This window comes from Bifidobacterium aerophilum (assembly GCF_010667685.1).
GTDB classification, from domain to species: Bacteria; Actinomycetota; Actinomycetes; order Actinomycetales; family Bifidobacteriaceae; genus Bifidobacterium; species Bifidobacterium aerophilum.
In genome coordinates this window covers 93217-117362 of the sequence record NZ_WHZW01000008.1, presented here as the reverse complement: position 1 = coordinate 117362, position 24146 = coordinate 93217, and the positions used below count along the sequence as shown (strand labels likewise).

General features: G+C 64.4%; 19 protein-coding genes. 11 read left to right on the top strand and 8 right to left on the bottom strand.

The window, feature by feature from the left end; all coding sequences use genetic code 11:
* Positions 1-10 precede the first annotated feature (10 nt).
* Positions 11-3163 carry a glycosyltransferase family 2 protein gene (locus GFD25_RS05130; protein ID WP_163230604.1) on the top strand — a complete coding sequence of 1051 codons (3153 nt, stop codon included), beginning with the start codon at positions 11-13 and terminating at the stop codon, positions 3161-3163.
* A complete protein-coding gene (locus GFD25_RS05125) occupies positions 3160-4683 on the top strand; it encodes a DUF5719 family protein (protein ID WP_163230602.1) in 1524 nt (507 codons plus the stop codon). Before GFD25_RS05130 ends, GFD25_RS05125 begins: the two co-directional genes overlap by 4 nt.
* A gap of 47 nt (positions 4684-4730) precedes the next feature.
* Here GFD25_RS05125 and GFD25_RS05120 read toward each other — a convergent pair whose 3' ends face one another.
* A complete protein-coding gene (locus GFD25_RS05120) occupies positions 4731-5159 on the bottom strand; it encodes a metallopeptidase family protein (protein WP_163230600.1) in 429 nt (142 codons plus the stop codon).
* A gap of 115 nt (positions 5160-5274) precedes the next feature.
* On the opposite strand from GFD25_RS05120, the gene GFD25_RS05115 reads away from it, so the two are divergent.
* Both GFD25_RS05115 and GFD25_RS05110 read left to right on the top strand, forming a co-directional pair.
* Positions 5275-6108: an HAD-IIB family hydrolase gene (locus GFD25_RS05115; RefSeq protein ID WP_163230598.1), complete on the top strand. Its 834-nt coding sequence runs from the start codon at positions 5275-5277 to the stop codon at positions 6106-6108.
* 10 nt (positions 6109-6118) lie between these two features.
* Complete coding sequence (locus tag GFD25_RS05110) at positions 6119-6790, top strand: ComF family protein (protein WP_163230596.1); 672 nt, start codon at positions 6119-6121, stop codon at positions 6788-6790.
* On the opposite strand, the gene GFD25_RS05105 is transcribed toward GFD25_RS05110, so the two are convergent.
* From GFD25_RS05105 to glgB, 3 genes are all read right to left on the bottom strand, one after another.
* Complete coding sequence (locus GFD25_RS05105; protein WP_163230594.1) at positions 6765-7796, bottom strand: sensor histidine kinase; 1032 nt, start codon at positions 7794-7796, stop codon at positions 6765-6767. The two genes, GFD25_RS05110 and GFD25_RS05105, sit on opposite strands and share 26 nt — an antisense overlap.
* 180 nt (positions 7797-7976) lie before the next feature.
* Complete coding sequence (locus tag GFD25_RS05100; protein WP_163230592.1) at positions 7977-8696, bottom strand: response regulator transcription factor; 720 nt, start codon at positions 8694-8696, stop codon at positions 7977-7979.
* Positions 8697-8710: 14 nt separating this feature from the next.
* On the bottom strand, positions 8711-10966 hold the full coding sequence (gene glgB / locus GFD25_RS05095; RefSeq protein WP_163230590.1) for a 1,4-alpha-glucan branching protein GlgB: 2256 nt from the start codon (positions 10964-10966) through the stop codon (positions 8711-8713).
* Positions 10967-11115: 149 nt separating this feature from the next.
* On the opposite strand from glgB, the gene GFD25_RS05090 reads away from it, so the two are divergent.
* Both GFD25_RS05090 and ispF read left to right on the top strand, forming a co-directional pair.
* Entirely contained in the window at positions 11116-11712 is a 597-nt protein-coding gene (locus tag GFD25_RS05090; protein WP_163230588.1) for a CarD family transcriptional regulator, read from the top strand.
* Positions 11713-11887: 175 nt separating this feature from the next.
* The gene (gene ispF, locus GFD25_RS05085) at positions 11888-12361 is read left to right on the top strand and encodes a 2-C-methyl-D-erythritol 2,4-cyclodiphosphate synthase (protein ID WP_163230586.1); all 474 of its coding nucleotides are present in this window, start codon (positions 11888-11890) and stop codon (positions 12359-12361) included.
* A gap of 447 nt (positions 12362-12808) precedes the next feature.
* Here the strand turns inward: ispF and GFD25_RS05080 are convergent, their stop codons facing one another.
* From GFD25_RS05080 to GFD25_RS05065, 4 genes are all read right to left on the bottom strand, one after another.
* Entirely contained in the window at positions 12809-13762 is a 954-nt protein-coding gene (locus GFD25_RS05080) for a hypothetical protein (protein WP_163230584.1), read from the bottom strand.
* Between the two features lie 515 nt (positions 13763-14277).
* A complete protein-coding gene (locus tag GFD25_RS05075; protein ID WP_163230582.1) occupies positions 14278-15108 on the bottom strand; it encodes a metal ABC transporter permease in 831 nt (276 codons plus the stop codon).
* A complete protein-coding gene (locus GFD25_RS05070) occupies positions 15105-16025 on the bottom strand; it encodes an ABC transporter ATP-binding protein (protein WP_163230579.1) in 921 nt (306 codons plus the stop codon). The genes GFD25_RS05075 and GFD25_RS05070 overlap by 4 nt, the downstream gene beginning before the upstream one ends.
* A gap of 171 nt (positions 16026-16196) precedes the next feature.
* Positions 16197-17366, bottom strand: coding sequence for a metal ABC transporter solute-binding protein, Zn/Mn family (locus GFD25_RS05065; protein WP_163230577.1), 1170 nt, complete (start codon positions 17364-17366; stop codon positions 16197-16199).
* A gap of 105 nt (positions 17367-17471) precedes the next feature.
* Between GFD25_RS05065 and GFD25_RS05060 the strand changes: the two genes are divergently transcribed.
* From GFD25_RS05060 to GFD25_RS05040, 5 genes are all read left to right on the top strand, one after another.
* Entirely contained in the window at positions 17472-18353 is an 882-nt protein-coding gene (locus GFD25_RS05060) for a bifunctional methylenetetrahydrofolate dehydrogenase/methenyltetrahydrofolate cyclohydrolase (protein ID WP_163230575.1), read from the top strand.
* Positions 18354-18585: 232 nt separating this feature from the next.
* On the top strand, positions 18586-20058 hold the full coding sequence (gene rpsA, locus GFD25_RS05055) for a 30S ribosomal protein S1 (RefSeq protein ID WP_163230573.1): 1473 nt from the start codon (positions 18586-18588) through the stop codon (positions 20056-20058).
* Between the two features lie 147 nt (positions 20059-20205).
* Positions 20206-20856: a dephospho-CoA kinase gene (gene coaE / locus GFD25_RS05050; RefSeq protein WP_204314784.1), complete on the top strand. Its 651-nt coding sequence runs from the start codon at positions 20206-20208 to the stop codon at positions 20854-20856.
* Positions 20856-22967 (top strand): excinuclease ABC subunit UvrB, encoded by a 2112-nt coding sequence (gene uvrB / locus GFD25_RS05045; RefSeq protein WP_163230569.1) that lies wholly within the window; start codon positions 20856-20858, stop codon positions 22965-22967. Before coaE ends, uvrB begins: the two co-directional genes overlap by 1 nt.
* 176 nt (positions 22968-23143) lie before the next feature.
* Complete coding sequence (locus GFD25_RS05040) at positions 23144-24136, top strand: TerC family protein (protein WP_163230567.1); 993 nt, start codon at positions 23144-23146, stop codon at positions 24134-24136.
* Positions 24137-24146: the final 10 nt, after the last annotated feature.

The following is a 24146-nucleotide window of genomic DNA, read 5'->3' as shown; positions in this document are numbered from 1 at the left end:
ACTGGAACACATGAATCCCACAGGCAGCAGCGAAATACAGCACATCCTCGCCGAACTGCTGGCGGACCGTCCATACTCCCACAAACAGGACGTGGACCCCGCCATCGCGGCGGTGATCACCGTGGAGGACGACCTGCGGTTCTTCCCCGACACGATGCGCGCGGTATTCGCGCAAACCGTGCTGCCCGGCACGATCGTCGTCGCCGACTGCGGCACCGGACGCGCGCAGCCCGTCACCGCCAGCTTCGACGTCATCCCCTCGCCGTCGGGACCGTTGCGCGCCGTGCCCGAAACGAAAACCGTCGACATCCGCGTCATCCCCGTGCACGGAGCCGTCTCCTTCGGCGACGCCGCCACCAAGGCCATGGCCAAGGCCGGCCTTCCCGACACCGTACGCGCCTGGTGGATGCTCCACGACGACTCACGCCCCGCCGACGACTGCCTGGCACGACTGACCGACACCTGGCGCAACAACCCCACCGCATCGCTCCTGGGAGCCAAACAACTCGACTGGGGCGGCGACAACCTGCACGACGTCGGCCTGTACGCGGGACGCCACCGCCTCGAATCGCTCGTCGTCGACGGCGAAGAGGACCAGGAACAATACGACTCCCGACAGGACGTGTTCGCCGTATCCCTCGCCGGCGCGCTCCTGCCCACCCAAACCCTGCACGCCATCGAAGGCATCAACGGCTGGTTCACCACCTACGGCGAATCCGCCGACCTCTGCCGACGCATCTGCCTCGACGGAGGACGCGTGGTCGTCGTACCCACCGCACGCATCGCCCACCGACGCGCCCGCTACGAAGGCATCCGCACCCGCAACGGACAACCGGTCGACGACAACGACCACATCCACTCCACCATGGCGGTCATCAGCGCCGGACAACGCTACCTATACACCGACATCCGCATGCTCTGGTGGCCGTTGCTGTGGCTGGCACGCCTCATCCACGCCATCGGCGCCGCCCTCGCGCACCTGCTGTCCAAACGTCCATGGCGCGCCGCATGCGAACTCTGCCTGCCCTGGAAAGCCATCATCTCGCTTCCCCGCGCCGCAGCCGCACGACGACTCGTCGCACGCCACAGCACCACACCCATGAACCGGCTCACCGCACTGAGCGTCAACCGCCAGCAACTCGGCCAATGGAAAGACCGCGCCCAAGCCCTCGAAGACCAACACAACACCATCCTCCTGAGCCCCCTGGCCCGCACGCACCTGCACCAACGCCTCATCCGCCGATGGACGCTGGCCGCCGGCATGGCACTCATCGCATTCCTGACCATCGCCATCAGCCACCACGACACGCTCACCGCCGCCCTCACCCACGGCGCCAGCCTCTACTCCGACCAACTGCCCCCAACCTCAGCCACCTTCGGCCAACTCGCCCAAGCAGCCACCACACCATGGGCCTTCGCCACCGGCACCCCCGCACCACCCGCACCCTGGCTGCTCATATGGCTCGCCGCATCCACCATCACCCTCGGCCACCCCGCAGCCGCACTCACCCTGATCTACTTCACCGCCGCACCACTGGCCGCACTCTCATTCTGGGCGCTCGCCGGCATCTTCACCAGATCGAACGGCATACGCGTCGCCGCCGGCCTCCTATGGGCCGCGCTCGCCATGGGCGCCGGCCTGTTCGCCACGGCCGACCTGCCGATGCTGACGGTCATGGTCTTCATGCCCGCCGCGTTCGCGTTCGCATTCCGCGCCGTCGGCATGTACCGCACCGAAGACCAGCTCAAACCCCACCAATCAGTGCAATCGGCCGCATTCGCATCACTGTGCTTCATCCCGGTCATCGCCGCCGAACCACAACTCCTGCTGCCCCTGATCGCCAGCTTCGTCGTCTTCCTCATCTTCGTGCGAGGACACCGCATCATGCTGCTGCTCATGCCCGTGCCCGCAGCCTTCGTCACCGCCCCGACCCTCGTCAACGCCGTCAAATACGCATCCGAAGGAGCCTGGCGACAGATCTTCGCCGACATGACCACCCCCACCGTCACCGCCGACGGACGCCCCGCCGCACTCACCCTGGCCGGCGCACTCGGACGAGTCTTCGCCCCCGCCGCCACCGACGGACTGAACGGCATGATCCACGACCCCGCAGCACTCGCCGCAGCCACGGTCCTCACCGCACTGGCCATCCTCTCGATCGCCTCGCTTGCCCTACCATTCGCCCTGCGAGCCTCCCGACTCATGTGGACGACCACACTGACCGGCGGCCTGCTCGCACTCTGCGCAACACGCATCGCCATCGCATCCGACACGAACACGGACGTGGCCGCATCCGCCACCCCCGGCATCATGATGATGATGCTCGGCATGCTCTCATGCGCATGCCTGGTAGCCGGAGCCGCAGTCAAACGATTCACGCCCCTACGCCAACCCACCGGCACCGACACCACCAACGACACCGCCGAACCCACGACGCCACACACAGCCCGACACCACGCCGCCCGCATCGCACGAGCCGCGCTCGCGATCCTGCTCGTCGCCTGCGCCGCGGCCACCGGATGGGCCTCGCTGTCGGACGGAAACCGAGACAGCGTCGCCGTCTCACGATCCGGACTGCCCATGGTCGCCTCCGACTATCTCGCACAGGGAGCAGACCACCGCATCCTCGCCCTGCACGCCACCTCGTCCACCAGCGTCGAGTACACCGTGATGCGATCCTCCCGAGGCGACCTCATCGACAGCTCGCCCGCCCAACGCCTGCAACTGACCCTCACGGCAAACACCACCGGCACAACCGACGACGACACCTCCGACATGGACGCCATCCTCGCCCGAAGCGCCGCAAAACTCCTAGCCGGCGCCGACGCGCAATCCATCAACGACATCAGCCGACTCGGCTTCGGAGGCCTGTTCGTCACCATCGACACCGACGACGACACCGACAGCGCCGCACAACGCCTCATCAGCAACGTCACCGCAACCGAAGGCACCCAATCAGTCGTATCAGCCACCAACGGCACCTACTACAGACTGACCATCAACAGCGCCGACAACCAGAACATCGACACCACGCGCCAACGACTCGCACAACACAGCCAATGGCGACGCGCCTGGCTGATCTGCGCCGGCACCATCACCGCACTCTACTGCCTCGTCGCACTGCCGCACCGCACATACCGCTACACGGGAGAAGAATCATGAGCGAGCAGAAGCCACGCCACCGCGCCGCACACACCGGACTGACCATCACCGTCGCAACCGTCAGCGCACTCGCCGTCATCGCGTCGCTCACCGCCATGACCACGCTCACGCCGGCCACCGGCACCGTCGACCACATCACCAACGGCGCAGCCACCTCGCACACCGTCAGCCAACTGCAACTGACCTCCTACTGTCCGGCACGCCTGAGCCTGCCCGACACCGAATCCTACGGGGACAGCGCCTTCCAAGCCACCGCCGGCGACCTCACCTCAGCCGCACGATACGCCGCATTCGGCTCGGTCTACCACTCCGTCATCGGCACCCTCGCCGGCACCGACAACGGCAAAACACTCGCCTCGGACGGCGAATCCACCGTCCTCACCGCCGACACGACCCCCGGCGACAAGGCCGGCATCCTCAGCACCCGCCTGCTCGAATCACGGGAAGGCACCGGCACCGCCTCCGCCTCCGCCTCATGGGCCACCACCGGCGACCTGACCGGCATCGCGGCGGCCACCTGCACCAGCCCATCCCTCAGCCACGAATTCCTGCTTCCCGGCACGACCACCGGCACCACGCAACGCCTCGTCATCGCCAACCCATCCAACAAACCCACCACCGTACAGGTACGGGCATGGGGCACCACAACCAGCGGACGCCTCACCCTGTCCACCGGAGAAAACGTGACCATCAAGGCAACCGGCGAAACCACCGTCGACCTATCCGCGGCAGCAGGCGGCCAACACGGCCTATACGTCACGGTCACCAGCGAACGCACCCCCGTCGCCGCCATCGTCAACACCGTGACCATGGACGGACTGACCCCCAAAGGATCCGACTACGACACGCCGACGGCACCGGCCAGCACCCTCAACATCATGCCGGGCATCCACGCCGACGACGCAACGACGCTCTACGCATACTCCGACGCCGACACCACGACATCCCTGTCATGGAGCACCGAACACGGACTGACCCCGATAGCCGACCACCGGATACACGCCGGCACCGTCACCGTCATCGACCTCGGCAAAGCCCCCAAGGACGCCCAGGCCCTCGTCGCCACATCGGACACGCCCATCACCACGGCCGCACGCACCGCACGCACCGGCGACAACGGACAAGAGGACTTCGCCATGACGAACGCCGCCACGGCATCCGCGGCATCCGCGCTCGCCGTGCCCGGCGCGTTGAGCGCATCGCTCACCCTCGCCAATACCGGGACCGACAAGGCGAAGGCCTCCGTCACGGCATACGACGTCAACGGAACGCAGGTCGGCAAACGGGACGTCACGATCGAGGCGAACGCCTCGACGCGTCTTGACGTCGCCGACATCGCCGACGATGCGGTGATCGTACGCGTGGACGCCGCGGATCGGAACGTCGTGTGGGGAGCCACGCTGACCAGCGACGCGGTGGACGATGCCTCCGCCGCCGGCCTGTCCTGGCTGCCGTCGACCGCGCTGGACGAGACCCGGGAACGGATACAGGTCACCCGCAATCCGTCCATCGTGCGCTGAGCCGGCATGCCCCGACGCCTATGGCATGGCGACAGAGGCCGCAGAGGTCACAGCCCCCAGTCGGGGTCGATCTCCTCGGGACGACGGCCGTACAGGTCGGCGATCCTGCCGACCAGTTCGTCCCGGATGATCAGCTGCATGTCCATGCGGTCGCGGGCCATCGTCTGGATCGGCATCCGGTACAGTACGACGCGCGCCGGCGTGCCATGCCCGGCGGGAAAATACTGCGAGTTCAGGTTCGGCTCCGGCTCCCAGGGCGCCGGCTGCGACGGGGGAACGTCCTCCACCGCGAACTGCACCGGCTTGATCAACTGGGGCCAGGCGCCGTTGAGACGGCGGATCTGGGCGGCCACCATGTCGTCGAACATGCCGCTGCGCGTACGATACCGGGGCAGACGCGTGCCGAACATGGGCGTTCGGGTGCCGCGCCCGTGACGGTTGCGGTAGACATGGGCGTTCCAAGGAGCTTCGATCATGCCATCCACCATAGGGCAAGGCGCCGGCAACATGCGTTAGGATTTTACTAACTATCGACGGTGAAGGCGGCGTGCGGCGCCGCGACGGGAACCGGAAAGGGCGGGAGACACGGTCATGGTGCATGCATGGGACGATGCCGGCGTCGTCGACGAGGCACGGCGCATGAAGGCGTTCGCCTTCGATCTCGACAACACGCTCGCCTCGTCCAAACGGCCCATGTCGCAGGCCATGACGGATCGGTTCGTCGAACTTACCCGACGGACCATGGTCGCGGTCGTCACCGGCGGCCGATACGAGCTGGTGGTCAGCCAGGTGCTTGACGCGGTGGGGGAACGCGCCGACCGCTCCCACCTGCATCTCATGCCCACCGGCGGGTCCAGATACTACCGGTGGAGGGGGCGGGCCGTGGAGGACGCCGCTGCGGACGCAGGGGAGTGGGAATGCGTGTACGCGCACGACCTGAGCGCGACGGACCGTCTGGCCGCGACGGCATCCTTGGAGGCCCGCGCACGGGAACTGGGATTGTGGGAAGAACATATCTGGGGCGAACGCATCGAGGACCGGGGCAGCCAGCTCACCTTCTCCGCGCTCGGACAGGAGGCCCCCGAAGAAGCCAAACGCTCCTGGGACCCCGACGAGACGAAGAAACGCGCGCTGGTGGCCGCGGTGTCCCGTGACCTGCCGCATCTGAAAGTGCGGGCGGGCGGCTACACCAGCATCGACGTGTCGCTGCCCGGCATGGACAAGTCGTTTGCCGTGCACGAGCTGGCCCGTATCCTGTCCGTGCCCGTATCGTCCATCGCCTTCGTCGGCGACCGCATGACGCCGGGAGGCAACGATTATCCGGCCGCCGAAGCCGGCGCCTATGCCATTGCCGTCACCAGCCCCGCCGATACGCTGCGTTTTCTCGATCGGCTGCTCGACGGGCCATTCGACGGTATCAGCTGACGGGACCGCCATGACGGTGACGACGGTGATGATGATGGTCCGCGACCTGCTGCTGCCGCGCGGTTGCACGGGATGCGACTCGCCGGACCAGGTGCTGTGCCGGTCGTGCCGGGATCTGTTCGCGCATACGGTGACCCGTCCGGCGCCCGGCACGCTTGAAGGAACCGGCTACTCCTGCGCCTGGTATCGCGGCGAGGCCAGGCGCGCGATCCTGTCCTGGAAGGACCACGGCGACGAGGAATGCGATCCGCCGTTCGCCGCGCTGCTCGCCGATCTGGCGGTTCGCAGCGGCGCCGTCTCGGGGAACGATCCCGTGCATCTCGTGCCGGCGCCGTCGTCGCGCGCGTCCATGATCCGCCGCGGACGCTGGCATATGCGCGACCTGACCGCGCTCATGGCCGTGGCATTGGCGGATCTGGGATATGAGACGGACATGCTGCCGGTGCTGCGCACCGGACATGTGGCGACGAAATCGGTCCAGACGACGAATGCGGCCCAACGTGCCGCGCGCATCACCGGCAACGTCCATGTGACCGATCCGGCCCGATGCGCGGGGCGCCGGATGATTCTTGTCGACGACATCATCACCACCGGCGCGACGATGCGTCAATGCGCGGCCGCGCTCGAACAGGCCGGCGCGAACGTCGCGACGACGCTCACCTTGGCTTCCGTGCCGAAGTGACGTCGTCGGCGATGTGGTATTTCGGCAGCCGGACCTCGAAATCGACGCCCCTGTCGTCGTCGACGACCCGGACGGTGCCGCCGTGCAGCTGCGCGGCCCATCGGGCGATCGACAGGCCCAGGCCGGTACCGCCCGATTCCGTGCCCGGTCCCGGCTTGCCCTTGACGAACCTGCGGAAAATGTCCGTACGTTCCGCCAAGGGGATCTGCGTGCCGAAGTTCACGACGTTGGTCACCACCATGCCGTGGTCGTCATCCTCATGGGCTTCCACCAGCACCGTCGTGCCATCGGGGGAATGCTTGAGCGCGTTGGCGATGATGTTCGTGAACAGCTGCCGCAGCCGGTCCTGGTCGCCTTCCATGAACACCTCGTCGTCGACGTTCATGATGATGTCATGCGCATGGCCGGCGTCCGCGATCTCCAGAGGCTTGATGGTCTCATCGAGAAAATCGTGGAAATTGAACTCCTCGACGTTCAGGCTCGCCGCTCCCGCCTCCATGCGGGACAAGTCGAGCAGATAGGCGATCAGATCGCTGAGCCGGTGCGTCTGGTCGAGGATGCTTTCCAGATTCGCCGGCGACGGTTCGGTCACGCCGTCCGCCATGTTCTCGACCATGGCCTGCAGGGCGGAGACGGGCGTGCGCAGTTCGTGGCTGACGTTGGCGATCATGTCGAGCCTCAGCTGGTCGGCGTGCTGCAGTTCCTCCGCCATGTCGTTGAACGCGCGTGCCAGACGGCCGATCTCGTCGCTGCTGTCGGTGGCCAGGTGCACGCGCACCGTGTAGTCGCCGTCGGCCATGGCGTTTGCGGCGTCGCGCATCTGGCGCAGCGGCGCGATCAGGCCGCGGGAGAAGAAGTAGGTGATGCCCAGCGCTACGACCAGCGTCAACGGCATCGCGATCCATCCGTTCCAGCCGAAGGTAAGCAGCGTCCACGACATGCCGAACGCGATGGCTGTGGCGATGGTGATGATGACGCTCAGCTCGACCTTCAGCGAGGAGAACATGCCGATGGGGCGCACGATGCTGCCGTGCGAATTCGGCCGGGGGAGTCCGCCCCGGCCTTTGGGACGACGGGATTTGCCCGCCGGAGAAGGGCTGACAATGGCCGAGGCGGCTTTCGGGGACCGTGCCGTTCCCGAAAGCCGCCTCGTGATGTTCGGACGTGCCAATCGACTCACCCGCCGTCACTCGGTGGGAGGCTCGAACGCGTATCCCACGCCGTGCACGGTCCGGATCGTCTCCGAGCCGAGCTTGTGGCGCAGTGCCTTGACATGCGAATCCACCGTACGCGTGCCGGACGCGTCGACCCAGTCCCACACCTCTTCGAGCAGCTTCTCGCGGGTGAGGACCGAGCGCGGCTTGCGGGCGAGCGTGGCCAGCAGGTCGAACTCGGTGGGGGTCAGATGCACCTGCTCGCCGTTCAGCGTCACGATGCGCTGGGCCGGATCGATCACCAGCGAGCCGAAGTCGAGGATCTTCTCGTTTTCGGAGTTCTTGGCGATCACCTTGGCGCGCTCCACCCTGCGCAGCAGGGCCTTGCACCGCGCGATCAGCTCGCGCATCGAGAACGGCTTGGTCATGTAGTCGTCCGCTCCCGCGCCAAGCCCGATCACCTTGTCGGACTCGTCGTCGCGGGCGGTGAGGATCAGCACCGGCACCGGACGGTCGGCGACGATCCTCTTGGTTGCCTCCAATCCGTCCATCACCGGCAACATGATGTCCATGATCACCAGATCGGGCCTGAGCTGCTTCGCCGCCTGGACGGCGCTGGCGCCATCCGAGGCGACCCGCGCCGTCCAGCCCTCGGCCGTGATGCGCTGGGCCACGGCCGTGGCGAGGGTGGGCTCGTCCTCGACTACCAGCACCGTGCGCGGCGTCGTGGAACGCGTTGGGGTATTCAGCATGAAGAAACCGCCTTTCAGTCTGTCGGTTCCAAGAATACCGCTCCCAACGCCGGAATCGTGAGTCGTGCGGACCATTCGCGCGAATGGTACTCTTCGGGCTCGGCCTCGAACGTGCCGTTGTGGATGTCCGAGCCGCCGTACTTGGCGTCGTCGGTGGTGAGCACCTCACGCCACTTGCCGCCCTGCGGCAGCGCGACCTGGTAGTTCTCCCACGCCTCGCCGGAGAAGTTGACGACCACGACCATCTGTTCGCCGTTCTTGCCGATGCGCACGAAGCTCAGCGTGTTGTGATCGGCGTCGTCGCTGGTGAGCCACTGGAAGCCGGCCGGATCGAAATCCTGGCTCCACAGGGCGGGGGAGGCCTTGTACAGCGTGTTGAGATCGGCCACGAGCTTCTGCACGCCGCGGTGGTCGGCCCAGTCGAGCGCCGCCCAATCGACGGAGCCGTCGTGATCCCATTCGCCCCACTGCGCGATCTCGTTGCCCATGAACGTGAGGTTCTTGCCCGGATGCGCCCACTGGTACGCGAAGAGCGAACGCACGCCGGCGTACTTCTGCCAGTCGTCGCCCGGCATCTTGCCGTAGAGGGAACCCTTGCCGTACACGACCTCGTCGTGGCTGATCGGCAGCACGTAGTGCTCGGAGTACGCGTACACCATCGAGAACGTGATCTCGCCGTGGTGCCACTTGCGGTTGATCGGCGTCTCGTGCAGGTACTGCAGCGTGTCGTGCATCCAGCCCATGTTCCACTTGAGGCCGAAGCCGAGGCCTCCCTCGTCGGTCGGCGCGGTGATGCCCGGGTACGCGGTGGACTCCTCGGCGATCATCATGATGCCGGGGTTGTTCTTGTACGCGGTGGCGTTCGCCTCCTTGAGGAAGTCGATCGCCTCGAGGTTCTCGCGGCCGCCGTAGATGTTCGGGCGCCACTGGCCGGGCTGGCGGCTGTAGTCGAGGTAGAGCATCGAGGACACCGCGTCCACGCGCAGCGCGTCGATGTGGTACTCGTCAAGCCAGAAGCTCGCGTTGGCGACGAGGAAGTTGCGCACCTCGCGGCGTCCGAAGTTGAACACGTAGGTGCCCCAGTCCGGGTGTTCGCCGCGCAGCGGATCCGGATCCTCGTACAGTGGCGTGCCGTCGAAACGGCCGAGCGCGAACGCGTCCTTCGGGAAGTGCGCCGGCACCCAGTCCATGATCACGCCGATGCCGGCACGATGCAGCTTGTCGACCAGATACTTGAAGTCGTCGGGGGATCCGAGACGGGAGTCGACCGCGTAGTAGCCGGTGACCTGATAGCCCCACGAGCCGGAGAACGGGTGCTCGGCCAGCGGCATGAACTCCACATGGGTGAAGCCCTCCTGCTCGACGTACGGCACGAGCTTGTCGGCCAGCTCTCGGTAGTTGGCGACGTCCTTGCGCCAGCTGCCGGCGTGCACCTCGTAGATGCTGACCGGGCCGTCGTGCGGGTTCGTCTTGCGGCGCTTGGCCATCCACGCCTCGTCGTCCCATTCATGGTCCGAATCCACGACGATCGAGCCGGTCGCCGGCGGGATCTCGTGTGAGCGCTCCATCGGGTCGGCCTTCATGACCCACTCGTAGTTGGCGTTGAGGATCTCGTATTTGTAGACCTCGCCGTCTCCGACGCCGGGGATGAACAGCTCCCATACGCCCGAGGACCCGAGCTCGCGCATCGCGTGGCGGCGTCCGTCCCAGCCGTTGAAGTTGCCGACGACGCGCACGGCGTGCGCGTTCGGGGCCCACACGGCGAACGCCGTGCCGACCAGCGGCTCGCCCGGGGTGCCGTTCGCCGAGCCCATCGGGTCGTCGAAGCGGCGCACGTGCGCGCCCAGCGCCTCCCACAGGCGCTCGTGGCGTCCCTCGCCGAACAGGTAGGTGTCCATGTCGCCGACGGTGGGCATGTAGCGGTACGGATCGTCCTCGACGATGCTGTCTGCCAGACCGTACACGGTGCGCACGCGGTAGTCCGGGACCGCATACCCGTTGTCCGTCTTTTCGGCCGGGACAACGGCGACGAACACGCCGTTGTGCTCGTGCAGGGCCTCGAAGGAGCCATGCTGCGTGAGGATGGTCACGGCCTTGGCGAGCGGGCGCAGCACGCGCACCGTCACCTCGCCGGCATGCTCGCCGGTCCCGGGGTGGCCTCCGAGGATCTCATGGGGGTTGTAGAAGCTCGCGTTGCTGACCGCGTCCAGGTCCGCCTGGTTCACGGGCACGGCAACGGTATCGTCATTGATGTTCTTGTTTGTAGCCATACCTAGAAAGTGTAAAACCATACCGGCGATAAATCGGCATTGTGGTGTGTCGTACCGGTTCGACGGCGCGTCGTCCCGGACGCCGGGGCGCAGGTCCACGCCGTATGACAAACTTGATCGGGTTTGTTATAGGCTCTCACGGAGGATTCATGGCTTACAAGGTCGGCGATATGGTTGTCTATCCGCGGCACGGCGCGGCGAAGGTGGAGGCCATTACCGAACGGACGGTGAAGGGCGTGACGAGGGAATACCTTCAGCTGTCCGTGCTGTCTTCCGATGGTCTGGTCATCAACGTGCCAGTGGACAACGCCAAGAAGGTCGGCGTGCGCGACATCGTCGATGCCAACGAGGTGGCGAAGGTGTTCGAGATCCTGCGCACCCCGATCGTCGAGAAGGAAATGAACTGGTCGCGCCGCTACAAGCTGAACGTCGAGAAGATCGCGACCGGCGACGTCAACAAGATCGCCGAGGTGGTGCGTGACCTCGCGCAGCGCGACGTCGACGACCACGGACTGTCGGCGGGCGAGAAACGCATGCTGACCAAGGCGCGTTCCATCCTGACGTCCGAGATCGCGCTGAGCGAGAAGCTCGACGACGAGGACGCGCAGCGCCTGCTGGACGTGAACCTCGGTTACGCCGAACCGCATCCGGGCGACGACAAGCATCACACGTTCGCTCCCGACGAGCCGGCCTCCCAGACGCTGGCCCGCATCGAGGCCGAAGGCAAGAAGTCCAAGCGCAAGTAAGCGAGAATCGTGCGGGGATGTGTTCTTCGCATATGAATGGAAGGCGGTTGCCGGAAATCGCCAGTCGATGACCGGCAACCGCCTTCCTGCATATCGACCGAAATGGCGCCGGCCCGCAAGGCCGGTTACAACGATGCCCCGCCGAGACGGCGACGAGACGGGAAAGGATGGCGGCATGCCCATAGGACAAGGATTCGACGCGCACCGTTTCGCGGAACCCGGTTCGCAACGCCAGCTGTGGCTTGCCGGGCTGCTGTGGGACGGCATCGGCATCGAGGGGGACTCGGACGGCGACGTGGCCGCGCATGCCCTGATCGACGCCCTGCTGTCGGCCGCCCACCTGGGCGACATCGGTATGTTGTTCGGTGTCGGCGCACGATCCGCCGGGGCCGGCCGCCACGGCGAGGCCATGCTGCGCGACACCGTCGCCTATCTTCGGGAACACGGGTTCGAACCCGACAGCGCCAGCGTCGCATTGATCGGCAACCGGCCGAAAATAGGCCCGAGACGAATCGAAGCCGAACGGGTGCTTTCCGATGCGGTCGGATGCCAGGTCTCCCTGACGGCCACCACCACGGACGGCATGGGCTTCACCGGACGCGGCGAGGGCGTCGCCGCCATCGCCACGGCGATCGTGCGCCCACGCTGACGCGCGCCGCGGGGACGGGCGGTTACGTCGCATCGGACGTCTGCCGTCGGCGAAGTTCCGGGAAACCACGGTGTGCCGTGCCCCGGAACCATTGCGTCATGGCAGTGGTTGGCCGGCCGGCACCCACCATAACGAGCGTTCGGTGCGAAGCTTCACAACGGACGTTGACAATGGACGCACGGCAATCGGCCCTCGCAGGGAACCTGCGGATGCCGGATGCCGGCAGCGCGGCAGATGCGATAGGTGGTCGCCGTCGATTGTTCCGGCACAACCATTTCGGGAAATCAGCCGCATCCCCCGGAAATTGTCGCACTGCCTCGTTCTTCGCGCAACAATTCCGGGGAATCGACCCAATGCTCCGAAAATAGTTGCGCCGGCCGGTTCCCATCGCAACTATTCCAGGAATGACGCGCCCTTGAGACATGACGCCATATCCGGTGGAAGACGTCAACGGATTTTCGGCACCCCGGCTTCGGCGAGTTTGTCATCCAGCCGGGTGACATCCGCCACATCCTCGAAGAAGAAATGCACGACGGCACTGACTCTCTGCGCGGCAAGATCCTGCTCTCTTCTTCGCTCGTAATCCAGCTTCGCTTGGAGACTGGCGCGTTTTTGGTTACCGGCATCGGCGTATTTGGCCATACCGTCATATTCGGCCACAATGATGCGTCCGTCGGCGAGTTTCCAACAGAAGTCGACTCGATACGGCATGTCCGGGGAATTCGGGTTGTCGAATTCGACCTGCATCATCGGCTCGGCGTAGCCAAGACCGACGATGCGGGCATACGCCCATGATTCGCCTCCGTTTTCCCGCAGGGGATTGACGTGCCGTAGGAGTTTGCGTATCGCCGGTTCGTCACAATTGGTCTGGACCATCAATGTGGCGACATCGGCTGCGGTCACATGCCCGGCACGTAGCGCGGAATCGAAGATCGACAACGCCTGGTCGAACGGCATGCCTGCGCAGTCGATAAGCGTCCGTGCGGGTGAGGTGACCTGTATGCCCCGACACTGCCAGCGCGGGACGGAACGCATGTAGATACGATGCAGCCGATCGGCGTCGTTCCGCCCGGATCCCTTGGGCGAGGCGATGCTCACCGAACCATCATGCAGCGAGTATGCATGATGATATCCATAGACGCAAGCGGCGCTCAGCCCGGCAAACGTCCATTTCGGATGAATGCGAGCCAGTGCCCGGATCATGTGCAATGATCGATCCTCCGCGTTGAGCGAATCCCAATACGCTATGTCCGCGAACAGATTCGGATACGGCGAAACGACCTCCCGCGATCCCACTCGGCGGCGCAAGGCATGGTACAGCGCCCTGTCGCCGGGAACCGCGCAACGATGCTCATGCTCGGCGTCCCGCAACAGCGCGATGACCTTTCGATGTCTTTTCATGATCCGACGTTAACCATACGGGTTTGGCCCGGGCAAGCCGAATCGGGGTATGTGGATAAAACCTTGGATTTCGGGCGTGTTGTGGATAACTCAGACATCCGAGGATATCCGGCATGCGCATGGAGACAATGCCGCATCGGTATGATCCATGATGCCTGGAACGCTCCAATGCAATAAAACCCGTGCCGATGTTCCCGGGATTGTCGCGCCGCAAACCGTTCAACGCAACAATCCCGGGAACAATGGGCTGATTGCCCGAAATAATTGCGTCAAGAGGACGGTAACGCAACTATTTCAGGCTGATACGGCCGATTCCCGAGAAAAGTCGCGCCGAGACCGTCAAAACGGAAAAACCCAGTTGATCTGACGCAAGAACCAACCGGGTTTTCCGGGACCGGGCCGGCACCGCAGACGATGATGCCGCAACCCCGGCAAAAAAGACGCCATCGCCATCGCCACGACCATCGCGTCACCGTTACCACATGCGCCGCGCAGGTCGCGATTCCGACGAACACCTACCGCCTGCGCAACGCGCCCGCCCCCTTGGCGAGAGCCCAGAACAGCGTCGACAGCGACACGATGATGAAACTCGGCGGAGCAGGGAACATCGCCGCCAATACCAGGCCACCCCAGATCGACACCAGACACAGCGCGCTCGCCAGCACCATCGCGCGCAACGGCGTCCCGGCGATGACGTTCGCGGTCGCCGCGGGCGTGATCACCAAGGCGAAGATCAGCAACGTTCCCACGGCCGGCACCGCGATCGTGATCACGCCGGCCATGATCGCCATGAACGCGACGTTCATCGCGCCGATCGGCACGCCCTTGGCCTGGGCGACCTGTTCATCCACCGAGCTGAACAGCAGCGGGCGGTAGATCACGGCCAGCACGGCCAGCAGGATCGCGTCGAACGCGGCGAACCCGATGATCTGGTCGGTCGTGATCGTCAGGATCGAACCGAACAGGATCGACTGCATCTGCTGCGATGCGGAACTCGACAGCCGTGCGAAGAACAGGCCGAGGCCGGTGGCGAACGCCAGCACCGTGCCTGTGGCGATCTCCCGCTGGGAGGCCCGTTTGCCGAGGGCGCCGATCACCAGCGCGCCCGCGAGCGCGAACGCGCCCAGTCCGAGCGATACCGGCAGCCCGAGCAATACGGCGCCGGTGGCGCCGGGCAGTCCGATGTGGGCGAGGGCATGGGCCGCGAACGTCGATTGCCGGGCAATGGTGAAATAGCCCATCACGCCGGCGGCGACCGCTATGCACAGCCCGGCGAGGAAGGCGTTGGTCATGAACGGCGCGCTGAGCGTGCCCATCCATTCGGGATCGAAGGCGAAACCGGTCATCGGGTCACTCCCGTCTGCTTCGGCGCATCGGAGGCGCCATGGGACCCGGCGTGATGGTGGAACTGCGCGACCTCCGCCGGATTGTGGGTGTCGGGCACCATGTCCTGTCGTTCGTCGGCGGTGGGCGTGACAAACATGTCGCCCTGCGGCGTCGTGATCACCTGCACCTGCGTGCCGTACAGGTGGGTGAGCAGCGACGAGTCGAGCACCTGGTTCATCGCCGCGTAGTGCGGGTGTCCGTCGAGCAGGTAGATCGCTCCGGTGAGGATCGGCAGCAACATGTTGAGATCGTGCGCGACGACCTGGATCGTCATGCCGAGTTCCTGGTTGAGACGGGCGAGTACGTGCACGACGGAGCGTTGGCTCGCCAGATCGAGGTTGGCGAGCGGTTCGTCGAGCATGAGCAGTTTCGGATCGGATACCAGCGCCTGGGCGATGGCGACGCGTTGGCGCAGGCCTCCGGACAGTTCGGACAGCCGCAGCCTTGCCTTGTCGGCGATGCCGGTGAATGCCATGGCCTCGCGTACCTTGGCCCGTTGCTCCTTGGTGACGAAATGGATGCCGAACCTCGTGCCGGTCAATCCCAGCAGCACCGACTGTTCGGCGGTGAGGTTCGAGTCGATGTCCGACGTATAGCTTTGCGGCACGTATCCGATAAGTCGGTTTGCCGCTCCTGCCGGGCGGCCGAGAATCGTGATCGAGCCTGACGTCAGGGGGAGCAGGCCAAGTTCGGCCTTCATCATCGTGGTTTTTCCGGTGCCGTTCGTGCCGACGATCGCGGTGACCGACCCTGCGGGAATGGAGAAGCTGCCGTGCTGCCAGATCGTGCGTCCGCCGCGGGCGACCGCAGCGTCGCGGAACACGATGGCGTCGGCCTCGGTCCGTTTGTTGTGCTCGTTGTTGTCGTCTTGTGCCATGGAATCCGTCGTTTCCGTTCCGGGCGCCCGCTTCGGGCGCGTCCGGTACGGGATTATGGCAAATGACGTTGACAATCATTCTCAATAATCTTCTCGACAACCGACTTTGGACGCCGTCGCGCCCGAGGCGTCACGTCAATCGGTACGTCGAGACCGGTTGGCATGACGCCGTCATTCGTCGGACTTCGACCGGTCGTCGTCCTTCGTGCCGGATGCGCTGCCGGAGCCGTTCGTCGCGTCATCGGATGACGAACCGGCATCCGACGTGTCCGAATCGTCCTCCGGTGCCTTGCATGATTTGACGTCGTTCGAATCGGCGTTATCGTCGTCGGCCTTGCCGTCGGCCTCGTCGTCCTTCTGGGCGTCGTCCGAATCGTCGTTTCCGCCGTCCGTCCCGTCGGCGTCATCGGTTTCGCACACGTCGAAATAGCCGGTGACCGTGTCGACCAGCGAACCGATCCACGTCGTCAGATCATCCTGATCCTCGGGCATCTGCTCGCTCACGTCGAACACCGGAACGTCGGATTTGCCTGCGGTCGACGTGATCATGTTCGTCGCGTCGGATGCCTCCTGCGTGTTGTTCACGAGCAGGTCGATCCCCTTGGACTCGATGAGCTTCTGGAACTCCTGCAGGTCGGCGGGTGCTGCCTCGCCCTCGGCGGACGCCGACGCGGCATAGCCCTCCGGGGTCTTGTCCTCGAACCCCATGTCGCTCATCAGATAGTATGCGACCGCTTCGGTGGCCGCATACGTGACGTCCTTGTGGGCGGACGAGAATTCGTCCATCTTCCGCTCCACGGTCTTCTCCTGGCTCTGCCACTGCTTGTAACGCTTCATGAACGCGGACTTCTTGTCCGGCAGCGCCTTCGAGAACGTATCGACCAGCTCCTTGGCCATGCCGTTGCGCGCGTCCTTGGAGAACCACAGATGGGGGTTGTCGCCTTCCATGGCCCCCACGATCTGCGCGGCCGACACGCTCGTCGTGTCCTTGCCGAGGCTCTTGGACGCCCACGAGTCATAGCCGGCGCCGTTGACCACGACGACCTGCGCCTTCGACAGCTTCGCCACGTCGGAGGTCTTCGGCTCGAAGTCATGGGCGTCGACGCTCGTCGAACTCAGGATCGACGTGACGTTGACGTCGTCGCCGCCGATCTGCTTGGCCAGCGAGCCCCACTGGTTGATCGAGGCGACCACCTCGATCGGCCCGGCGGGCTTCTGGGAGGGGGTTTCCGGCTGGGCCTGCGGCTCGGACACGGCACCGCATCCGCCGGCGACGGCCAGCAGCGAAGCCGCGACGGCAGCCGCGACGATCTTGGCCATGTGCGAAAAACGAATGCTCATCATGCCTGCTCCATCATGCGATCCGAAACCCGTGTCGAACGTCGGTATTGACCTCAATCCACGATAGCCTAACGCTAAGGCAACATGACACGGAAAGGCGGGCACATGACCATCAGACTCGACGGCAAGCAAACGGCCGCGAACATCAAGGCGAATCTGGCGGAACGCGTGACGCGGCTCAAGGCGCGCGGCATCGAGCCGGGACTGGGCACGCTGCTGGTCGGGCAGGACGCCGGTTCGGTCAAGTACGTGGCCGGCAAGCACGCCGACTGCGCCGAGATCGGCGTGCATTCCATCAGGCACGAATTGCCGGCCGACGCGGGATTCGACGACATCGCCGCAGTCGTGCGGGAGATGAACGAGGATCCGGCGTGCACCGGCTACATCGTGCAGCTGCCGCTGCCCAAGGGCGTCGACGAGAACGCGATCATCGACCTGATCGATCCGGCCAAGGACGCCGACGGCATGCACCCGTACAATCTCGGCGAACTCGTGCTGCACGTTCGCGGCGACATCACGACCCCCTTGCCATGCACCCCGCGAGGCGTGATCGAACTGCTCGGCGCGTACGACATCGACCTGAACGGCAAGGATGTGTGCGTGCTCGGCCGCGGCATCACCATCGGACGGACGATCGGTCTCATGCTCACGCGCCGCGCCGTCAACGCGACCGTCACCCTGTGCCATACCGGCACGCGCGACGTCGCCGACCATATGCGCCGCGCCGACGTGATCGTCGCCGCGATGGGTTCGGCGGGATTCGTCAAACCGGACATGATCAAGGACGGCGCGATCCTGCTCGACGTCGGCGTCTCGCGCGTCTTCGACGAGGAGGCCGGCCGCTGGCGCGTCAGGGGAGACGTGGACAAGGCCTGCTACGACAAGGCGTACGCCTATTCGCCGAACCCGGGCGGAGTCGGCCCCATGACCCGCGCCATGCTCCTCGCCAACGTGGTGGAGATGGCCGAACGCCAGCTCGGTCGATAAGTCGCGACACGCCCACGGAGCCGTTAAACGGACAGTCCGGTGGACTGTCCGTAGGCGACGCCGAGGGGATGGGACCCCGAGGGATGTCCTGTGTCCGGGCGACACGCCCGGACTCCGTTGGGTATTTATGGGCATGGCTACCGGTATTGTTGAGACTTGCGTGTGCGTGAGGTATGCGCGGATAACTGAAGAACGATTTTATCCACCAACTAGTTATTAAGAAACCACATTAATGGCAGAGAACAATAACGAAGTCGCCAAGGTCGCCATCAACGACATCGGCACCGAAGAGGACTTCATCAAGGCAGTCGATTCCACCATCAAGAACTTCGATGATGGTGATCTGGTCGAGGGTACCGTCGTCAAGGTCGATCGTGACGAGGTCCTGGTCGACATCGGCTACAAGACCGAGGGTGTGATCCCCTCCCGCGAACTTTCCATCAAGAAGGATGTCGATCCGGACGAGGTCGTCGAGGTCGGCGATCCGATCGAGGCCCTTGTCGTCACCAAGGAAGACAAGGAAGGCCGTCTGATCCTGTCCAAGAAGCGTGCCCAGTACGAGCGCGCCTGGGGCGACATCGAGAAGATCAAGGAAGCTGACGGCGTCGTCGAAGGCACCGTCATCGAAGCCGTCAAGGGCGGCCTCATCGTGGACATCGGCCTGCGCGGCTTCCTGCCGGCGTCGCTGGTCGAAATGCGTCGCGTCCGTGATCTCTCCCCGTACATCGGCCAGAAGATCAAGGCCAAGATCCTGGAGCTCGACAAGAACCGCAACAACGTGGTCTTGTCCCGTCGCCAGTACCTCGAGGAGACCCAGTCCGAAGTGCGCGAGACCTTCCTCTCGCAGCTCAAGAAGGGCCAGATCCGTGAGGGTGTCGTGTCCTCCATCGTCAACTTCGGCGCGTTCGTCGATCTCGGTGGCGTTGACGGCCTGATCCACGTCTCCGAGCTGTCCTGGAAGCACATCGACCACCCGTCCGAGGTCGTCAAGGTCGGCGACAAGGTCACCGTCGAGGTCCTCGACGTCGATCTGGACCGCGAGCGCATCTCCCTGTCGCTCAAGGCCACCCAGGAGGATCCGTGGCAGCGCTTCGCTCGCACCCACGTCCCCGGCCAGATCGTCAAGGGCAAGGTCACCAAGATCGTCCAGTTCGGCGTGTTCATCTCCGTCGAGGACGGCATCGAGGGCCTGGTGCACATCTCCGAGCTTGCGAACCGTCACGTCGAGAACCCGGAGACCGTCGTCAAGCCGGGCGAAGAGGTGTTCGTCAAGGTGATCGACGTCGATCTCGATCGTCGCCGCATCTCCCTGTCCCTCAAGCAGGCCAACGATTCCGTCGACCCGAACTCCGAGGACTTCGATCCGGCGCTGTACGGCATGCCGGCCGAGTACGACGAGGAAGGCAACTACAAGTATCCGGAAGGCTTCGACCCGAACACCAACGAGTGGATCGCCGGTTTCGAGAAGCAGCGTGAGGAGTGGGAAGCCCAGTACGCGGCCGCTCACGACCTGTGGGAGCAGCACAAGGCGTTCGTCGCCAAGGAGCTGGAGAACGCCGCGGCCTCCGCCGCCGAGGATGGCCAGGCCCCGAAGGAAGAGAAGGTCGAAGAGGTGTCCAACTACTCCTCCGAGTCCACTTCCACCGGTACCCTCGCCGACTCCGATCAGCTTGCCGCCCTGCGCGACCAGCTGCTCGGCAAGTGAGCGTCGCCTGAACGAGAAGAAGCGATTCAGTACTGAACCATCGGTCTGAATGAGAAGCCCGATCCCGAATATGGGGTCGGGCTTCTTGCGTATGTGATGTCGGCCGGGCGCGGTGACGCGATGCCGCGCGTTACCATGTGAAGCGTGATGATAAGGATCGGTTTGACCGGCGGGATCGCGGCCGGCAAGAGCACGGTGTCCCGCCGGCTGCGCGGGCTTGGGGCGACCGTGATCGATTACGACGCGTTGGCCCGGCTGGTCGTCGCTCCCGGAGGCGAAGGCCTGCGCAGGATCGTCGATGAATTCGGCTCCGACGCGTTGGCTCCCGACGGAGGACTGGACCGTGCATGGATGGCAGAGCATGTGTTCGGCATGAATGCGCGGGATGGTGCGCGAGAACGTCTGGATGCGATAGAGCATCCGTTGATCTACGCCGAGGCCGCACGAATGGAACGGGCCGCGATCGAGGCGTGCGGTCTCGGCGGTGACGACGAGGCTGGCGAAGGGCTTGTCGTCGTGCACGACGTGCCGTTGCTTGCCGAGGTGATCAGGTCGATCCCGTTTCGATTCGACCACATCGTCACGGTCGAGGCTCCGACCGGCGTGCGCATCGCACGCATGATGGGGGAGCGCGGCATGAGCCGCGAACAGGCCGAAGGGCGTATCCAGCACCAGAGCGATGAGGCGACGCGCCGAAGAATCGCCGATATCGTCATTGATTCAACGCAACCCATAGAACAAATGTTCGATGCTGTTGATAGGCTGTATGCCAATTGGACCAGCCGGAAGGAGCAATGATGGGCTTCAACATCGAACGATCGAACAAGCCGTTCGTGGTCAAATCGCCGTATAAGCCGTCCGGCGACCAACCGCAGGCCATCGAGGAACTCGCCACGCGCATCGAGAACGGCGAGAACGACGTCGTGCTCATGGGCGCGACCGGTACCGGCAAGACCGCCACGACCGCATGGCTCATCGAACGTCTTCAGCGGCCGACGCTCATCATCGAGCCGAACAAGACATTGGCCGCACAGCTGTGCGCGGAATTCCGCGAACTCATGCCGGACAACGCGGTGAGCTACTTCGTGAGCTATTACGACTACTACCAGCCCGAAGCGTACATCCCGCAAACCGACACGTACATCGAAAAGGATTCCAACATCAACGACGACGTGGAACGTCTGCGCCACGCCGCCACCGCGAACCTGTTGACCCGGCGCGACTGCGTGGTCGTCGCCACCGTATCCTGCATCTACGGCCTCGGCACGCCCGAGGAATACGCCGGTCGTATGCTGTTCCTCAAGGAAGGCCAGGAAATCAACCGCGACGACCTGCTGCGCCAGTTCGTCGCCATGCAGTACAAGCGCAACGACATCGCGTTCACCCGCGGCACGTTCCGTGTGCGCGGCGACACCGTCGAGATCATCCCCGTCTACGAGGAACTCGCCATCCGCATCGAATTCTTCGGCGACGAGATCGACCGCATCTCCACCTTGCACCCACTGACCGGCGACGTGATCGACCATGAGAGCGAGGTCCATATTTTTCCGGCCTCGCATTATGTGGCCGGGCCCGAACGCATGGAACGTGCGATCAAGACCATCCAGGCCGAGCTGGACGAGCGCACCGCCCAACTGCGCAAGCAGGGCAAGGAGCTCGAGGCGCAGCGCCTCACCATGCGTACCACCTACGATCTGGAAATGCTTGCCCAGGTAGGCGTGTGCTCCGGCGTGGAGAACTACTCGAGGCATTTCGACGGGCGCGAGCCCGGCACCCCGCCGCACACGCTGCTTGATTTCTTCCCCGACGACTTCCTGCTCGTCATCGACGAATCCCATGTGACCGTTCCGCAGATCGGCGCCATGTATGAAGGGGACGCCTCGCGCAAGCGCACGCTCGTCGATTTCGGATTCCGTCTGCCGTCCGCGATGGATAATCGTCCGCTCAAATGGCCCGAGTTTTTGGAACGTGTCGGCCAGACCGTCTATCTGTCCGCCACGCCGGGCGATTATGAGCTTGGCCTGTCCGATGGAGTGGTCGAGCAGATCATCCGACCGACCGGACTGTTGGATCCGAAGGTCGAGGTGCGCCCCACCAAGGGGCAGATCGACGACCTGCTTGCCGAGATCAAGGACCGTGTGGCCAGGAACGAACGTGCGCTCGTGACGACCCTGACCAAGAAGATGGCCGAGGACCTGACCGACTATCTGCTCGAACGGGGCATCAAGGTCGAATACCTGCATTCCGACGTGGACACGCTGCGCCGCGTCGAACTGCTGCGCGAACTGCGCGAAGGCAAGATCGACGTGATCGTCGGCATCAACCTGCTGCGAGAGGGCCTCGACCTTCCCGAGGTATCGCTTGTGGCGATTCTCGACGCCGACAAGGAGGGCTTCCTGCGCTCGTACCGGTCGCTCATCCAGACGATCGGCCGCGCGGCGCGAAACGTGTCCGGCACGGTCATCATGTACGCCGACGAAACGACCGAAGCGATGCACAAGGCCATCGACGAGACCGAGCGCCGTCGCGCCAAGCAGATCGCGTACAACAAGGAACATCACATCGATCCGAAGCCGCTCATCAAGAAGATCAGCGACGTCAACGACATGCTCGCCAAGGAGGATGTGGACACGCAGACCCTGCTGGCCGGCGGATACCGCAACGCCGGCAAAGCCGGCAACACGCATCTCGGAGTGCCCGCGCTCGACAGGGACGAGGCCGACAAGCGTCATGAGGAGATCCTCAAGGCCGGACTGCCGGCACAGGATCTCGCCGATCTGATCCGCCAACTCAGCGAACAGATGCACACCGCCGCCGAGCAGCTCCAGTTCGAGCTCGCCGCACGCCTGCGTGACGAGATCCGCGACCTCAAAAAGGAGCTGAGAGGGATGACGGAAGCGAATAAGTGAGCTTCCGTAACAGCGAACAGCGATAGCGTCGTGAGCGTCGTATGTGACGCGGAAGCGAATAAGTGAGCTTCCGTAACAGCGAGCAGCGATAGCGTCGTGAGCGTCGTATGTGACGCGGAGGCGAATAAGCGGGCTTCCGTGGACCCGCGTCAGCGCCTTTTCCTATGCTGGGAGCCATGTCTGAAACCCCTGTAGTGTTTATGGTCGCCACGTTCGTGGTGCTCGCGGCGTTCTTCGTCGTGGATCTGTTCGTCATCGGACGCAAGCCGCACGTGCCGTCCACCAAGGAGTGCCTGCAGCACATCGCGTTCTTCGTGGTCGCCGCCCTGATCTTCGGCGGCATCATGTGGGCCGTCGCCGGTTCCAAGCCGGCCATCGAATTCTATTCCGGCTGGCTCACCGAATACTCGCTGAGCATCGACAACCTGTTCGTGTTCGTCATCATCATGTCGAACTTCGCCGTGCCGAAGGTCCTGCAGAAATACGTGCTCTCGGTCGGCATCACCGTCGCGCTGATCCTGCGCGGCATCTTCATCCTCATCGGCGCCGCGCTGATCGAACGCTTTACCTGGATCTTCTTCCTCTTCGGCGCCTTCCTCATCGTCACCGCGGTCAAGCTCGTCACCGGCGGCGACGATGACGAGGAATACCACGAGAACGGCATCATCAAGGCCCTGCGCAAGGTCATGAGGATCTCCGACGAATACGACGGCGAAAAGCTGCGCACCGAAAAGAACGGCGTCAGGTACTTCACCCCGATGCTCGTCGTCTTTCTCGCCATCGGCACCACCGACGTCATGTTCGCCTTCGATTCGATCCCGGCGATCTTCGGCCTGACCAAGGACCCGTTCATCGTGTTCACGTCCAACGTGTTCGCGCTGCTCGGCCTGCAGCAGCTCTACTTCCTGCTCGGTGCCCTGCTCGACAAGCTCGTCTACCTGCCCCTCGGCCTGTCCGTCGTGCTCGGCTTCATCGGCGTCAAGCTCATCATGGAGGCGCTGCACGGCAACTCGCTGCCGTTCCTCAACGGCGGCCGGCCCGTTGCGTGGGTGCCCGAAGTGCCCACATGGCTGTCGCTCGCGGTCATCGTCCTGGCCATCGGCGGCGCCGCGATCGCCAGCGTGCTCAAGATGAAGTCGCTGGAAACCGCGGATTCCAAGAACGCGTGATGAACTGTCT